This window comes from Microcystis sp. LSC13-02 (genome assembly GCA_002282935.1).
GTDB lineage: Bacteria > Cyanobacteriota > Cyanobacteriia > Cyanobacteriales > Microcystaceae > Microcystis.
Genome location: MTBT01000290.1, coordinates 1 through 16875, shown reverse-complemented (window position 1 = coordinate 16875; position 16875 = coordinate 1). Strand labels below are relative to the sequence as shown.

At 43.2% G+C, this 16875-nt stretch carries 11 protein-coding genes, 2 tRNA genes and 1 pseudogene; 8 read left to right on the top strand and 6 right to left on the bottom strand.

The features are described from left to right. Positions 1-327 precede the first annotated feature (327 nt). Complete coding sequence (locus BGL89_RS18285) at positions 328-2658, bottom strand: heavy metal translocating P-type ATPase (RefSeq protein ID WP_286826957.1); 2331 nt, start codon at positions 2656-2658, stop codon at positions 328-330. 157 nt (positions 2659-2815) lie between these two features. Here BGL89_RS18285 and BGL89_RS18280 point away from each other — a divergent pair, with 157 nt between their 5' ends. Further along, positions 2816-3250: a hypothetical protein gene (locus tag BGL89_RS18280; protein ID WP_286826956.1), complete on the top strand. Its 435-nt coding sequence runs from the start codon at positions 2816-2818 to the stop codon at positions 3248-3250. Between the two features lie 91 nt (positions 3251-3341). Here the strand turns inward: BGL89_RS18280 and BGL89_RS18270 are convergent, their stop codons facing one another. Next, positions 3342-3560: a hypothetical protein gene (locus BGL89_RS18270; protein ID WP_002757428.1), complete on the bottom strand. Its 219-nt coding sequence runs from the start codon at positions 3558-3560 to the stop codon at positions 3342-3344. Positions 3561-3637: 77 nt separating this feature from the next. Between BGL89_RS18270 and BGL89_RS18265 the strand changes: the two genes are divergently transcribed. Further along, the gene (locus BGL89_RS18265) at positions 3638-3766 is read left to right on the top strand and encodes a hypothetical protein (RefSeq protein WP_286826955.1); all 129 of its coding nucleotides are present in this window, start codon (positions 3638-3640) and stop codon (positions 3764-3766) included. 316 nt (positions 3767-4082) lie between these two features. Here BGL89_RS18265 and BGL89_RS18260 read toward each other — a convergent pair. Continuing rightward, a pseudogene (locus BGL89_RS18260) lies at positions 4083-4232 on the bottom strand (helix-turn-helix domain-containing protein); the annotation flags it as partial. Positions 4233-4585: 353 nt separating this feature from the next. On the opposite strand from BGL89_RS18260, the gene BGL89_RS18255 reads away from it, so the two are divergent. Continuing rightward, positions 4586-4657 (top strand) — tRNA-Asn (locus BGL89_RS18255). A gap of 52 nt (positions 4658-4709) precedes the next feature. Here BGL89_RS18255 and BGL89_RS18250 read toward each other — a convergent pair. Then, complete coding sequence (locus BGL89_RS18250) at positions 4710-5969, bottom strand: M16 family metallopeptidase (protein WP_286826954.1); 1260 nt, start codon at positions 5967-5969, stop codon at positions 4710-4712. Positions 5970-5972: 3 nt separating this feature from the next. Then, positions 5973-7250: a M16 family metallopeptidase gene (locus tag BGL89_RS18245; protein WP_286826953.1), complete on the bottom strand. Its 1278-nt coding sequence runs from the start codon at positions 7248-7250 to the stop codon at positions 5973-5975. A 238-nt stretch (positions 7251-7488) separates the two neighbouring features. On the opposite strand from BGL89_RS18245, the gene BGL89_RS18240 reads away from it, so the two are divergent. From BGL89_RS18240 to BGL89_RS18230, 3 genes are all read left to right on the top strand, one after another. Then, entirely contained in the window at positions 7489-9318 is a 1830-nt protein-coding gene (locus BGL89_RS18240; protein ID WP_286826952.1) for a tetratricopeptide repeat protein, read from the top strand. After that, positions 9318-10415 carry a glycosyltransferase family 4 protein gene (locus BGL89_RS18235; protein WP_286826951.1) on the top strand — a complete coding sequence of 366 codons (1098 nt, stop codon included), beginning with the start codon at positions 9318-9320 and terminating at the stop codon, positions 10413-10415. Before BGL89_RS18240 ends, BGL89_RS18235 begins: the two co-directional genes overlap by 1 nt. A gap of 116 nt (positions 10416-10531) precedes the next feature. Further along, positions 10532-10618 (top strand) — tRNA-Ser (locus BGL89_RS18230). Between the two features lie 188 nt (positions 10619-10806). On the opposite strand, the gene mfd is transcribed toward BGL89_RS18230, so the two are convergent. After that, positions 10807-14304: a transcription-repair coupling factor gene (gene mfd, locus BGL89_RS18225; protein ID WP_286826950.1), complete on the bottom strand. Its 3498-nt coding sequence runs from the start codon at positions 14302-14304 to the stop codon at positions 10807-10809. Positions 14305-15029: 725 nt separating this feature from the next. Between mfd and BGL89_RS18220 the strand changes: the two genes are divergently transcribed. Together BGL89_RS18220 and BGL89_RS18215 are read left to right on the top strand one after the other, a co-directional pair. After that, positions 15030-15953: a metal ABC transporter solute-binding protein, Zn/Mn family gene (locus tag BGL89_RS18220; RefSeq protein WP_286826949.1), complete on the top strand. Its 924-nt coding sequence runs from the start codon at positions 15030-15032 to the stop codon at positions 15951-15953. Between the two features lie 10 nt (positions 15954-15963). Continuing rightward, a complete protein-coding gene (locus tag BGL89_RS18215) occupies positions 15964-16659 on the top strand; it encodes a metal ABC transporter ATP-binding protein (protein WP_158199701.1) in 696 nt (231 codons plus the stop codon). Positions 16660-16875: the final 216 nt, after the last annotated feature.

Genomic DNA, 16875 nt, shown 5'->3' with positions numbered 1-16875 from the left:
CATTTTAGCATATATTTGGTAAATGCGCTAGTATTTAACGGTAAAGCCGTCGTAGAACGACGGGGTTTCAGACCCAAAATTTTCGATGAAGACTTGGGGACAAAATACCATCTTATCACCTTGATTTAACTGGAGGGCTAACTTTTCCTTCAGATAGTCTAATGCTGCGCTCTCCCCAGTAAATATTCCCGCTCGGTTAAGAGAATTTGGGTTCTGTTTTGATCATCTTCGACGATGAAAAAATGATCTTCTTGGCGCTTGACAGATTTATCAATCATTCCAATCTAAATAAACTGCAAAAGTTATTGAGAAAAAATCGGCATTGCTTTATTTTTTGCCTTCCTGCGTCGATTTGAGCGGGGGAAATTGACGACGTAAAAGTAAGGAATTACTCACTACCATAACCGAACTAAAAGCCATCAAAGCTGCTGCTAGGGCCGGACTGAAAGCTAGACCCCAATGGGGTAGTAATAAGCCACCGGCAATGGGAATAGCAAGGGTATTATAACCCAAAGCCCAAAAAAGATTTTGTCGGATTTTTTGCCATGTGGCCAGACTTAAATGCAGAGATTGCACCACATCCTCCAGGCGATCGCTAATTAAAACGATCCCGGCCGTTTCCATGGCCACTTCCGTCCCACCAGCCAGAGCAATACCGATGTTAGCCTGTGCTAGTGCGGGAGCATCATTGATACCATCCCCGACCATAGCGACGATTTTGCCTTCTTTTGTCTGTAAGTCAGCAATTAAGGCCGATTTTTCGGTGGGAGCAACTTGGGCATAAAATTGACTAATACCCAAACTATTAGCGATCGCTGTCACCACTTCTTGGCGATCGCCACTGAGTAAAATCACCTCTAAACCGAGTTTTTGTAACTGATTAACGGTTGTTTGAGCATCAGGACGCAATCGATCCTGAAAAGCGATCGCGCCGAGTAATTGTTCTTCCATACCCAGATAAATCACCGTTTTACCCGCTTGTAAAAGCTCTTGAATGCCCGGGATAGTTTCATCGATTTTAATGCCGTTCTGCGCCAACCATTGCCGATTTCCCAGAACAATTTTCGACCCCTGCACCCTTGCAGAAACTCCCAATCCGGCCACAGTTTGAAAATCTTCCCCCGTCAGGTTAGTAGGAGGAGTAACCGCGTCTAAAATCGCCCGAGCAAGAGGATGATTAGTACCACTCTCCACTACTGCCGCTAATTGTTGAATTTCCAGAGAATTAAGCTCAGAAAAACTCAAACAATCGGTAATTTCTGGATGACCTTGGCTAAGGGTTCCCGTTTTGTCAAAAACCACCGTTTGCAGTCGCGAGACGGTTTCCAAAACATCGCCCCCTTTAATTAAAATGCCCCGTTCGGCTGCTAAACTGGTTCCCACCAATAAGGCCGTAGGTGTGGCTAAACCGAGAGCGCAGGGACAAGCGACCACAAGCACAGAAATCGCTAATTTTAGGGACAAAAGTAGGGGAGAAGTGGATTGAATCAGCTCGTGGTGTCCTGTGGTTGACCCTAACACCTCTGGAAAGAGCCTAGTTCCCCAAAAATACCAAAAGAGCAGCACAATTAGGGCAATTATCATCACTCCGTAGGCAAAATAACCCGCTACCCGGTCCGCTATCTTCTGTACTGGGGCCTTGCGAGTTTGGGCTGATTCCACGGCTGCGATAATCTTAGCTAGGGTGGTATCGGTTCCCACCTGACGAGTTTGCACGGCGATCGCTCCAGAGAGATTGAAACTGCCAGCAATGACTAAATCTCCCATTTCCTTAACCACCGGCAGCGATTCCCCCGTTAACAAAGCTTCATCTACCGTGGTTCTTCCCTGAATAATCTCCCCATCCACGGGAATTTTTTCCCCAGGTAAGACGCGCACCCATTCCCCGACGCGCAGCTGTTCCACCGGAATCGCCACGCCCACACGGTCATCTGTACTACCAATCAGGTGAGCCACTGCCGGTTGTAGGGAGGTAAGCGCTTCTAGGTCTGCGGCCGCGCGATGACGGGAATGCGCTTCTAGAGTCCGTCCGAGGAGAATAAAACCTAACAGCATGACCGGTTCATCAAAAAAGCACTCTAGACCGAGATTAGGGAAGATAAGAGCCAAACAACTGGCTATATAGGCGCTACCTGTGCCTAAACTAACGAGAGTGTTCATATTTGGCATCCCGTGCCGTAATCCCCGCCAACCATCGATGAAAATATCGCGGCCGGGGAATAAAATGGCTAGGGTGGCTAAAGTCCAGTGAAAAGCAATACTTTGAAAGATGGGGATTTCTGGTCCCCCGATGTGGTGTAAGTGACCAATCAGGGAAAAAACCAGTAAACAACAAGCGATCGCTAATCGGTATAATTGTTGTTGCCGTTCTTTTTGTTGGTTTTGCAGCCGTTGATTTTGTTGAGAAAGGGGAGTCGATGAGCTGCGCGGTTGGGTGGGGAATCCGATTGCGGTTAATTTTGCGGCTAATTGCTCTGGTGCGATCGCATCTGGTTGGTATTCAATCACGGCAATTTCCGTGATTAGGTTAACTTGGGCCGATTTTACCCCTTGATTTTGGCTGAGTTGTCGTTCTACGGCACTCACACAGCCGGCGCATTTCATGCCTTTTACGTCTAGAGTAGCGGTTTTTAGTCCAGTTTCGGCGGCTAGGATCATGGAAAAAGTAGGCAAGGATGGTCTTTACTTCTATCCTAGAAATTCTCGGCCGATTTTTAAACTATTTTGGCGATCTCTTCCCGATCCCTTCTCGATCGGCAATAATTAGACTACAATACTGTGAACTTAGTCAAAAGACTACAAAGGTGGTAATGATATGTGGTGTTATCTCAGAGAAGCACGGAAAGATATATTAAAAGGTGAAAACCTTGAACTATACACAACCATTGTTATTTCGTTAGGAATTACCATACTAAACTTGTTGGGTATTAAGGAGGTGGAGTCTAAATTAAGTGCGATAGTTTTAGCACTTCTAGGCTTTATAGCAGGCTCTCTACTATCAAATCGAAAAGCGACAAACAACCTTCAATCATCTACCAACGACTTAAAAACAGAAATTGACAACTTCAGAGAAGCAATTAACAACGGAAACCTTAAAATAGATCAACAAGATACTCTTTATGAAAAGCTTATTGACTGGATTAAGCAAAATCAAAATCCTCCTAAAAAGATAACTTTCATTCAACATTCAGGAGTTTTACTTAGAGATAAAATCCTTGCTCCTCTCATGCGCTTAGACACTAGCGAGTAGTCTCAATTTGGCTTCTATTTTTGATTTTAAGTCAGGTTGTCGTTTAATCCTTGTTTTGAAAGCGCGTTTAAATGATTGGCTAAAAACCAAGTTAATCATTGTTTAGTTCGGCAATAATGGAATCAACATCTCCTCGAAAAACATTACCATTTTGATAGTCTTGTCGAGCTTGAGAAATATTTTGAGCAATTTGTTCTCGTCTTTTTTCGATTTGCCGATGTTTAACAATATTGATCAAGTCATCTTGTTCATCAAAAGAGAGATAGTCAATCATTTCTAAGATTTGACTAAATTGCATTGTTGGCGGCATTGTTACTTTCCCCTTTTTCAATACAGACTTTTATTTTACTCTGCTTGGGCAATAATGACATCCGCGATCGCCGATCAATGACAACTTTCCAACTCACAAAGAGAGATCGCCCCTCTTCATTCCCAAAAAGCGATCGCACTCCTCATCCCCAAAAAGCGATCGCCCTTGGCGTTCCTATCCCAAGCAATGGCAGTTTTCAAGTTTAATCAAGAAAATAACGGCGATCGCACTACGTTCTTCGGCATCCCACTGACAGCTGCAATCAATGTGCATGGTGCGTTCCCCAAAAGCGATCTCTGGAGTAGCAGGACTTGCATTAGGGAACGCACCCTACGGCGATAGCGATCGCACTTCGACCAAACGTAGTCTTAGGCAGAAAATGAAGCGAGCATCCATGAATACAAATTATGGCGTTGCTGAATCAAGGTATGAATGCCGACTGTGCATCGTATCCAAAAGTTAGTTTGAGTCTAGGTTTTAAAAATCCCACAAAAGAAGATTCATATCTCAAATCAGCAACGCCTGTAAATGTCTTAACCCTTGTTGCAAAGGTACACAACTAACTTCGTTTAGAAAGTCTAATTCTTCTTGTCTTACACAGCCCAAAGTGCGCCGCAATAGCGACTCTTGTTCGGGTGTTGGGTAAAATCGAAACCAATAGGCTTTTTCCATGTCTCACATTCTAGCATATATTTGGTAAATGCGCTAGTATTTAACATTAAAGCCAACCTAAAACGACGGGGTTTCAGACCCAAATTTTCGATGAAACCGGTGGCGATCCTTTTGGTAGAGGGTAGCGGCAGTCTCTAAAGTGGAGAGGATGGGTAGATCTGTCGAGAGCAGACATAGGGAGACGGGACGGCGGTGATGGGCAAGCATAGACTAGACTTAATGGTGTCCTTATCTCCACAATAGTTGATTCTCCGCCTACCGCTACCGGCACCGGAAATTTTTTTAGAAAAAATCCAGAAAGCACTTGCATTATTGAGGGACTTATGATTATAATTATTAATTGTGAGTAACTTTCCTCGGTAGCTCAGTGGTAGAGCGGTCGGCTGTTAACCGATTGGTCGTAGGTTCGAATCCCACCCGGGGAGTTAATCGAAAATAAAAGCGGCAATACTTTCTTGTTGCCGCTTTTTGGTCTTCCTAGAGAATTTCAGCGATCGCATTTTCTGGACCGACTAAAGAAATGTAAGGATTTTGAAAATATTTACTGGCTACCGATCGCGCTTGTTCAGGAGTAATCCGATTAATAGAATCCAGGAAAGTGCGATCAAATTCAATCCCCAAACCTAAGCTTTCATACCAACCGTATAATTGAGCGATTTCGGCGTTAGTTTGTTTACCGAGAGCATATTGACCCAATAACTTATTTTTAGCTGACTGTAACTCCTCCTCACTCAAAGTTACTTTATATAACCTTTCTGCTTCCTGACGCAATCCCGACACGGCGATCGCTGTATTTTGGGGTGCAGTACCCATATAGATGACAAATTGGGAAGAATCGAGACGGGTGGGATAAAAAGAGGAAACATCGTAGGCTAATCCCCGTTTTTCTCGCAATTCCACGAATAAACGACTAGATAACCCATTCCCCAGATAGGTACTCAATAATTTTAAAACGGGATAATCATCCTCTTGTACAGAAGACCCGGGGTATCCTAACATAACGATCGCCTGTTGACTAGCTTGGACGGTAGTTAAACAGGTAGGCTGAAAATCAAAAGCGGCCGGGGGTAAACTAGATAAAGGAAGATCGGGAATTGACCAACTGCCAAAAATTTCCGTCACTGCTTTTACTGCTTCCTCTAGGGTAATACGACCGGAAAGACTAATCACCAAGTTATCGGGACGGAAAAAGCGACTATGATAGGCCTGCATATCCTCCCGTTGCAATTGAGAAACCGTTGCCTCCGTACCCAATAAAGACATACCATAGGGATGATCGGGGTACATAGCTGCGCGTAATTGATTAAAAGCGACATTAAAAGGCTGTTCCAATTGAGAGCGAATGCTTTGACGGGTGATATTTTTCTCTAATTCGATTTCTGGGGGTGGAAAACTGGGAAAACGAATAATTTCCGCCGCTAGACGCAATATATCTAAAAAATCCTTGGTAACAGTCTTTAAACTAACCACAAAATAATCAGTCCCCGTGTCCGCGCTTAAACCGGCCCCCGTGGACTCAACGCGATCGGCAATTTCTAGGGAAGATAACTTTTCTGTACCTTTGGTGAGCAGCACTGCTAAAAGACGAAATAAACCCGCTTTTTCGGGTTTTTCCCAACGAGTACCCGCATTTTTGAGGAAAATCCTCCCAGCAACCAACTCCACGGCCGTATTTTCCATCACTAAAAGGGTGATGCCATTTTCTAAGATTAAGCGGTGAATGGGAGAAGCGGACATCGTTTATTCACAGGGTTGCATTACTGTAATAGCATATCGCTCCGGGGAGAGATACTGACGAGCGAGACGCTGTAGATCTGACGGTTGCAAACTTTGGATAACTTGGGGATAGATCGTTGCTAGGTCGGCAGCTCTCAGGGTTTGATAATATCCATAGAGTCCTGCTAATTGGGCCGGGGTTTCTGTGGAGAAAATATAATCGTTAGTTAATAACTGTTGAGTGCGGTGTAATTCTTCGGGGGTGACGGGATCATCGTGCAGATGTTGGATATGTTCACAGATAATAGCTTCAATTGCGGCGGTTTGTGAGCTAGATAGGCAAGCACCGATGGTAAAGAGACTGGAATCTCGTTGCAGGGAAAAATTACTGTTAATATCGAGGACGATTTGCGCTTCTTCCCGCAGCTGTCGCACTAACCGCGAACAGCGTCCCCCGGCAAGAATTACAGAAATCAAGTCTAATCCAAAGGCATCTTCTAGGCGCTCGCATCCTGGTCCCATCCATCCCATCAAGAGACGAGAATGTTCTAGGTGGGGTAAATATACTTGGGAACGACGAATTTCGATCAGGGGGGGTTCGGCAGCCACTAGATTCGCAGGAGATTCCGAGGGGACGGGAAATTCCCGAAAAGATTGCCGGATAATTTCTAAAGCTGGTTGGGGTTCAATTCCCCCGATAATCGCCACACACATATTTTCCGGTTGATAATAGGTGCGATGGAAACAGCGCATTTGATTGGGGGTTAATTGCTCTAAACAGGGTTGATCGCCTAGAATAGAGCGTCCGTAGGGATGGTTTTGATAGATACTTCCGCAGAGGGTTTGGTAGGCAATCCAATCGGGATCATCATAACAGGCCCGTAATTCTTCTAAAACTACATCTTTTTCCCGATAGAATTCCTCGTCGTCAATCTCAGCATGGAGGAGAATTTCTGCCAGATGGGGTAAGGTATGTTCAATTTGATCCACACTGCTGGTGAGATAGAAGTGTGCATAATCGTGACTGGTGGCAGCGTTGGTCATTCCGCCACAATTTTCGATTAAATAGTCAAAGAGTCCGGGGGGAAGTTTTTTCGTCCCCTTAAAGATCATGTGTTCGAGAAAATGGGCCATACCTAACCATAAATCGGGTTCAGCGATCGCACCTGCTTTCACCCACACATCCACCACCACCACAGGAGTCACGGGTAAATACTGATGAATTACGGTTAAGCCGTGATCTAATTGCCATACCTGAGCGGGAAAAGAACTCGTTTGACACTGTGCTATCGACTTGATCAATGTCCGTTAACCAGATTTTTTGTTAAATTCTATACATAGATTATCTTATCTCTTGCCTGCTCTACCATTAAAAAATTTTGTCATGATTTCTAGACAATTCCCCCAAATATCAGCCTTATCGGTGCTCAGTGATCAGTTATCAGATGTGAGTTTTCGGTTCACTGATTACTGTTTACTGTTTACCGCTCCCTAATTACTGATTACTGATTACTGTTTACTGATAACTGAAAAACCCCCTATGACAGACAATAGAGATAACTTCAACGAAACTTATAATGCACTAATTGATCGCATTGTCAATCTAACTTTAGAAGGAAAAATTAGGGCTAAATCACAGGTTTATAACCTTTTAGCCGAGGGACTAAAAAATGGCACAGGAGAAATTTTTGAGCGTTGTTTAACAGAAAAAATGATCCTTACTCGCTCACAGTTAGAAACAAAAATTAAAGCGACTAGGGTTTTGCGGGCCTTGGAAACAATCGAAAGTGAATGGGAAAAATATCAAAAAAACAATCAGCAAAATTCTCTCACTGCAGCGGCGATCGATAATCTGGTGAAAATCGATCGAGAGGATCGTTTACTGACTTTAGTAAATTTAATTGATCCCAATCAAAATAATGCTTTAACCCTAGAACAATTGCAACAGTTAGCCAAGAATTTACAGACAATTTCTCAGCAACGGGGAGAAGCGGATTTATGGCAAATTGCCACAGGGATTAATTTGGGGTTAAATACTTGGTCAAATTTATCAAGTTATCTCACCAGTTGGCTCTACGAACAAAATCGCAATCTTGGTTTTACTAATGATAATGAGCGAGTGACACCCTGGCAAATTTGGGCAAGTAAAGTTAATCCCTCTTGGTTAAAACGAGTCTTAGAAAGTTTAGCTAATCAACAAGCTTTTGATCCTCTCACTCAAGATTTAACTTTAACCGATTGGGTAGAAACTGCTATTGTTTTTCAATATATCCAAAGAGGACTAATTAACTTTTTTGATCAGCGCATCTATAGCGAAAAATTAGGAGCCAAATTATCCATTTCTACCTTTCTCACCTTCGCTTTAATTTGGTCGCTGTTAACCAATAGTTTCGAGCAAGTTAGTAAAAATTCCCTCTATAGTCGCGGCTGTTTTCAAATGGCTTTACAAATTCTGAGAACCTTTGCTCAACGGGACTATTTTCCTTTATACGGAGGAATTTTTGCCTCCTTTTCTGGCAGTTATCTCAAGGATGCGTTAGACTATTTATCAATTCCTCTGCGTTATGTGGAAGGCACGGGAGAAAAGGCGAGAATTTTAACTTTAATTGCCTATTCTAATCGCATTCGTGGCGACTATCGACAGGCCAAAGAATGTCATCAACAAGCTTTAGAAATTGCTCGTCAACAACAGGATTCTGCTTGTGAAATAGCTAATTTAAACCATTTATCCCGTCTCAATGCTATCCAGAAAAACTATGCAGAAGCAATTAATTTAAGTCAGAGAGCTTTAATTTTAAGTCGTCAACAGGGTAATAGTTTAGGACAGGCTAACGCTTTAGCTAATTTGGGTTATAGTCAGGTACAGGAAGCGCAACAGTTAGAGAGATATGATCCCGAAATTTATCAAAGTTCGATCGAGTATTTACAGCAGGGATTAAAGTTAGCGGAAAGTCTCCAAGATTGGCAGAGTAAATCCCTTTGTTGTAGCAGTTTAGGTCTAGCATATCTTATCCTCGAAAGACCCCAAGAAGCGATTAATATTCTCCTGCAAGGATTGGAATCGGCCAAATACTACGGAGATGTATATCTGCAAGGTTTATTACTAACTTATTTAGGCGAAGCTTACTATCAAGACAAGAATTTTGAACAGGCAATTTATATGGGTTCTCTAGGAATGTATTGGCTACACGAAATCGGTGCAGTAGAATGGCGACAAGCTGCTAGTCTATTAACGGTTATTCGCGGCAAAAATATCGCAGCTTTTGAGCAGAATTTCAGTCAGGAACGTTCCTCCCTGATTAAATCTATTGGACTGGAAGGCTACCAATATATCTCAGAAATTCTCAGCAAATATCAACAGGGTAATTAGTGAATACACAGCATAACTTATTAATTAATCTCTCGGTACTTTTTCCCCAACCCACGGGAATCAGTACCTACATTCTTAACCTCTTACCCTACCTGAAAAATTTAGAACCAACCCTACTAACAACTAATAGTTATCCCGACTTTAACTGTTATTCTATCCCCAAGAATCTCACCCCCGATCGAGGAGCGAAAGGTCATTTAAAACGCTTACTCTGGACTCAGTTTCGGTTATCGTCAATTTACCGACAATTAAACGCCAATTTACTCTTTTCTCCCCTCCCGGAAGCACCGATAAATTCTCCCTGTCGCTTTGTCGTCATGGTACACGATTTAATTCCCCTGCGGTTTCCCAGTTTTACCTCCCCTTTAACCCACTATTTCCGTTATTATGTGCCGCAGGTATTACAACAGGCAAAACATATTATCTGTAACTCTCAGGCAACGGCCAAAGATATCACTGAATATTATCAAATTCCCGCCGATAAAATTACTTCTATTCCCCTAGCCTACGATCATCATCACTTTCGCCCTATTGAAGATAATAAGCCAGAGCATCCCTATTTTCTCTATCTCGGTCGTCCCAATCCCTATAAAAATTTACCGCGTTTAATCGCCGCTTTTGCCCAACTGCCCCCAGATTTAACAGATTATCATCTTTGGATTGCCGGCAGCTTTGATCGCCGTTATACCCCCAATTTACAACAACAAGCGCAAGAATTAGCAGTCAGCGATCGCATTAAATTTCTCGATTATATCCCCTACGATCACCTACCCAAAGTTATCACTCAAGCCACTGCTTTAGTCTTCCCTAGTCTCTGGGAAGGCTTCGGATTGCCCGTTTTAGAGGCTATGGCCTGCGGTACACCTGTCATTACCTCAAATTTGTCATCTTTGCCCGAAGTCACGGCAACAGCGGCAATTTTAATCGATCCCTATCGAGTCGAGGCCCTAGCCGATGCCCTCAAAATTATCGCTCAAGATCGACAATTACACTCAAAATTAAGTCATCTAGGCAAAAAACGAGCCAATGAGTTTAGTTGGCAAAAAACTGGTCTAGCTACGGCCGCAATCTTAAATCAATATCTAGGGTCTGCTTAACTGACAGCGTTTCCCGTCCAGATGAAGTATAACCTGAGCGGTCATCGTCGGAAAAAGAAAAATAATTTGACAGATCGGCAGCATTTGCTGTAGGATTGATGATCGTGACCTTAATTGGAGAGATGGCCGAGCGGTTGAAGGCGCAGCACTGGAAATGCTGTTTAGGGGTAACTTTAACGAGGGTTCGAATCCCTCTCTCTCCGTCCCCAAAGCACCTCATATCTATGAGGTGCTTTTTATCTTCTCCCCCACTCCCCACTTCATAATTGATAATTTATAATTGATAATTCCCACTCCCCACTTCATAATTGATAATTGATAATTGATAATTCCCGCTCCCCACTTCATAATTCATAATTGATAATTCATAATTCCCACTCTCTTATACCTTTTAAACAGGATTTAGTCTAATTCCCGTCGGTAGGCCATCTTTACACTTAGCTAACCACTCCAATAAACTATCTAACTGCTGTTGCGGTTTTACCAATCCTAGACCCCTAACCGTCACCTGTTTGGGACTATAAACAAAGCGTGATCGTATATGTTGAGGTAGGTGTTCTTCTAATAATTTCCAAGCTGGTTCCTCCATGGGAGTTTCTAGGATAATATGCTGTTTTCCATCGGGTTTAATGCGCGAAAAACCGAGGGATTTAGCCAGATGTTTTAACTCGATTACCTTAAATAATTGTGCCACCGGTGCAGGAATTGCCCCGTATCTATCGACTAAATCGGCGGCAATTTGTCCTAAATTTTTCTGAGAATTGGCAGTAGCAATCGCCCGATAGACATCCATTTTCTGCTCCAGATCTGATATATAATCATTAGGAATAAATGCCGTCAATTTCAGATCGATTTGGGTATCCTCCACTTGAGGAATTTCTTGACCTTGAATTTCCCGCAAAGCTTCCTGTAACATTTCCATATATAGATCAAAACCGATCGCTTCCATTTGTCCCGATTGTTCCGCACCCAATAAGTTACCCGCACCGCGAATTTCCAGATCCCTAGTCGCTAATTGATACCCCGATCCTAACTGGGTAAATTCTTGAATTGCCTTTAATCTTTCCCGAGCGGTTTCTGTTAGTTCTCCCTTGGCCGGATAAAGTAACCAAGCGTGCGCTTGTACTCCCGATCGCCCCACCCGTCCCCGCAGTTGATAGAGTTGCGCTAAACCGAATTTTTGGGCATCTTCAATGATAATCGTGTTAACTCTGGGAATATCTAACCCTGACTCCACAATAGTCGTACAGACTAAGATATCCGCTTCCCCATTATTAAATGCTAACATGGTGGTCTCTAATTCGGACTCATCCATACGACCGTGGCCGATGGCAATTCTAGCACCCGGAATCATCCCTTGAATTGCTGCCGCTTTTTCTTCAATTCCCTCGATTCTGGGTACTACATAAAAAATCTGTCCTCCCCGATCCAATTCATTGCGAATTGCCGTTCTAATCACATCAGAATTATAACTAGAAAGGTGGGTTTGGATGGGACGACGAGAGGGGGGAGGTGTGGTAATTAAACTCATTTCTCGTACCCCAGAAAGGGACATATAAAGAGTCCGGGGAATCGGTGTCGCACTCAAAGTTAACACATCAATATTACTTTTAAAAGCCTTAATTTTTTCCTTTTGATTGACCCCAAAACGCTGTTCTTCATCAATTACCAATAATCCTAAATCTTTAAACTCCACCGCTTTACTCAATAACAACTGCGTCCCCACCACTATATCCAATTCCCCCGTTTTCAAGCGCTGGACGATATCTTTTTTCTCGGAATTGGTGCGAAAACGATTTAATAAACCCACATTAATGGGATAGGGAGCAAAACGTTCTTTCAAGGTGTGATAATGTTGTTGGGTTAAAATCGTTGTTGGTGCTAATAAAGCCACCTGTTTATGACCCGTGGTGACAGCTTTAAAAATAGCACGAATGGCCACTTCTGTCTTACCAAAACCCACATCCCCACAGACTAATCGATCCATCGGGCGATCGCTTTCTAAATCCCGTTTCACATCCTGTATCGCTTTCAGTTGATCAGCAGTGGGTTGGTAGGGAAAAGAATCCTCTAACTCCCGCTGCCAGGGATTATCCATCGGATAGGCAAAACCCGATTTTTGGGCGCGTTGGGCGTAAATATTGATTAAATCAACCGCTAACTTCTTAACCGACTTCCTAACGCGGGCTTTCGTCGCTTCCCACGCTTTGCCAGAGATTTTATGTAATTCAGGCGCTTGACTACCTGTATGACGATAACGAGAGAGATTATCGAGAGAATCGGCAGGAACCCGCAATAATCCATCGGCATACTTAATAACTAGATAATCTCGACCTTGCACTACTCCGCTAATTATGCTTTCCTGCTTTTCTAGTTTGATAAACTGTCCGATGCCATGGTGTTTATGTACTACAAAATCGAGGGGACGGAGTTTATTCACGTCCACCTGTACCGAGGCTGCTTGCCGACGTTTGCGGACGTAACCGGCAGTATTTAAAAGATGTTGCCCGAAGAACTCTCGATCGGTAACGAGGACTATGCGATAAGTGGGTAGGATAAAACCTTCTAATTCAGCTAATCCTGAGTATTTTAGGGCTGTAGCGGTGTTTTGAATTATTAAGCGCTCGATCGCCCCAAAATCAAGGGGATTGGGGATAAATTGGGCCGGGCAGTCGTGTTCCTGTAATAACGAGACTGTGCGGGAGGGTTGGGCAGATATTAACCATGTAGCATACTTATTTACTTTAACACCGCTATAAATCTCTCTTTTTCCCCGTAAAATTTCCGCTAGTTTGGCGAATTGCCCCGCATTGGTGGGAATCGGACGACTGGAGAGATTAAGACTATTTTCGGACAGGTGATCGTCTATTTCCGAGAGGTAGAGATGGGGAAATTTGGGCGATATTTCCAGAGATTCGCCAAAAGAACGGTGAATTTTCGGTAAAGGTGGTTCTATCTCTTGCCAGCGTTCCCCAATATATTCTATCCAGCGCTCGCTTCTAGCTTGACAGCTTTCCAGTTCATCAAAGGCAATAAGAGTATTTTCGGGGAGATAATCCAATAAAGAAGCAGCTTGACGGAAGGCCAAGCCTAAAAATCGCTCAATTCCCTCTGGATAAATGCCATTAGCCAATTTTTCTCGATCTTCAGCCCCTAGATAATCGGCCACTGTCGGGGGGAGAGAAGGGGCAATCATCGCCGCGAAGCTAGTGGGAGTAAGAAGCAGATTGGGGATAGAATCCAGCGATCTTTGGGTTGCAGGGTCAAATTCTCGCAATTTTTCCAATTCATCGCCGAAAAATTCTAACCTGACTGGTAATTCTGCCGAAACTGGGAAAATATCAACGATATCGCCGCGACGACTCCATTGCCCTTCGGTTTCTACCAGTGAAACCCGTTGATATCCTAATCTAGCTAGGGTTAGATCGAGGTTTTTGGCTTCTATAATCGTTCCTATCTCAAAATTATCGCTATATTTCTCGAAAACCTCCCTAGGGGGTAAATGGGGCTGCAGGGCCTTTTCGGTGGTAACGATCGCAATTCCGGCATCTTGATGACTGATTGCCGATAATACCTGCATCTGTCCCCAAATCATCTCGGATTCCCGATTAAATGTCTCGTAGGGGCAAGCTTCCGAGGTGGGATAAAAGAAAACACCTTTCCACGTCATCGCTTCTAATTGGGCTGCCCAACGTGCCGCTTCTTCTAGATTGGCACAGATAATTAAAAGATTTTTTCCTTGACAACGGGCAAAAGCTGTGCTTATTAATCCTTTCGGTAAGCGGGCAAGGCCAGTTAGGGTTAAATTGCCATTTTTCTCCAGTTTTTGGATAAGTTCGGCAGTTAGAGGCGATTTTTCAATGTTGCGAACAACGGAGGCAAAAGTCATTTTTTAGTGATCGGCTCTCGGTTTTTAGTTAGGGTCTGCTGAAAAAGTTTTTCGGTGGGGGTTGGGGGTTGGGGGTTGGGGTGTGGGGTGTGGGGTTTTACCCATTTTCAGGTCCAATCACTCCAAGGGTCGGCACTTTTTGAGGGAAAAAAAGTCTAAAAACCTTGTTGGATAAGGTTTTTAGATTTATTCAGCAAACCCTAGTTAAGCTCTACTGAATTTAAACTGCCTATGGGGATTTTTAGTACAAATGCTCAGGCTTCCTCTCCCAACTCTGGCACTCCGGTGCAGTCTTAACGAGTAATTTAGATAAGTGGGTGGGTGGAATTAAATATAAGACGAACGTAGGTTGGGTTGAAGCATGAAACCCAACACCCCCAAGGATTACGACGTGCGCTAACCCATCCGACAAATAATTGTGCTTCCCTACTTAGTCAACAGCTTATCAGTTATCAGTTGTGAGTTTTCAGTTCACCGACTACTTTTTGGGGCTAATTTTTTTGGGCTTTATTTGACTTGACCAGAGGGGGGTCGCAGGCGCACGGATTTTCCATTATCTATATAATATCATGTCAAGCGTTAGTTAGCAAGAAAAAATTTTTTAATTGGGAGCGAAAGATCGAAGGACGAAAACCCAGTACATCTATACCGATATATTTTCAGAATGATAACGATTCTCACCGACTGTGATAAGATGAGAATCATAATCAGACTCAGTTAATCCGATGGGTAAAAATTTCCAGTTAACAGCGATCGCTTTAACAATGACTATAGGCAGCTTAACAGCTTGTAGTGGTCCCTCGGTCAAGGAAAAGGAAACAACGACACCCTTACAGGTGACAGTCAGCATCGTACCGCAGGAATATTTTGTCAAACGCATCGGCGGTGATAGAGTCAGTGTCAATACCATGATTCAACCCGGGACAGATCCCCACACCTATGAACCAAAACCGGAACAATTAAAAACCACAGCCCAATCCCAAGCCTACTTTAAAATCGGTGTATCCTTAGAAGATGCTTGGAAAGATCGCTTAAACAGTGTTAACCAACAGATGTTAATCGTCGATACCAGTCAAGGAGTAGATAAAATCCCTTTGACAGCAGAACATAATCACGATCATGATCACAGCAAGGAAGAAAAACATCAAGCTGGAAAAAACACCCTAGATCCCCATATTTGGTTATCACCAAAACGAGTCAAAGCACAAGCAGAGACTATTTATCAAACCCTAGCACAACTCGATCCCGATCAGGAAGCTATCTATCGGGCTAACTTGGAAAAATTCCGTCAGGAATTAGACGCATTAGATCAAGAAATTCGGCAAAACTTGGCAGGGATCAAAAACCAAAAATTTATGGTGTTTCATCCCGAATGGGGCTATTTTGCCCAAGATTACGGTTTAGAGATGATTGCGATCGAAATCGACGGCAATGAACCGAGTGCTGCCCAGTTAAGTCAACTAATCAAACAGGCAAAAAAAGAGAATATTAAAGTTATTTTTACTCAACCGGAATTTAGCCAGAAAACTGCCGAAACTATTGCTAGGGAAATTGGGGGACAGGTAATCCCTATCAGTGCCTTTGCTCAAAATTGGAGTGAAAACCTGCGACAAGTTTCCCAAAAAATGGCCACAGTTTTAAATCAGTAATTGCTTGTATATGTCAACGATCATTACCATTAGTAATCTCTGGGCCGGCTACGAACAGGAACCCATCCTCGAAGATATTAATTTAACCATTCAGGAATTGGATTTTCTGGGAATTATCGGCCCGAATGGAGGAGGAAAAACTACCCTCCTCAAGGTTTTACTGGGATTAATTAAACCTTGGCGTGGAGAAGTCAGTATTTTGGGGCAAAGTGTCCAAAAAGGTCGGGAATTAGTCGGTTATGTGCCTCAGTTTGTCGAATGCGATCGCTCATTTCCCATCACTGTGGGTGAGGTGGTGAAAATGGGGAGATTGAGCAGCAAAAAACTCTGGCAAGGCTATAGTAAAAAAGATGAGGTAAGGGTAGATAAAGCTTTAGATAGTGTGGGAATGTTGGCCTTGAAAAAAAGGTCGATTGCCGAACTTTCGGGAGGACAGCGCCAACGGGTTTATATCGCTCGCGCTTTAGCGGTAGAACCCCGTCTCTTGATTTTAGATGAACCCACTGCCAGTGTCGATCCCCAAATGCGTGCTAGTATTTTTTCCCTGTTGCAAGAATTGAATGAGTGGATGACTATTTTAATTATTTCCCATGATCTGGGAACCCTATCTACCTATGTTAAATCGATCGGTTGTCTCAATCGTCGTCTCTATTATCACGGCCAAAAATCTCTCACTGCCGCTATGTTAGAACAAGTGTATTGCTAAAAGTTTTCTCCCTTTCTACTGTCAAAACCCTTGACAAATCCCGAAACTTGACATATACTTATATGTATAATGGGAATCTGTGCCTGCCTACAGACCCTCTTTTTTCAGGTCAGATAATGCCATTAGATTTATCGAAAATTTGGGTTAAAACCCCGTCCTTTTAGGACGGCTTTAAGCTACAATGGAAAAAGCGATAACCAAGCTAAAAACTGAACC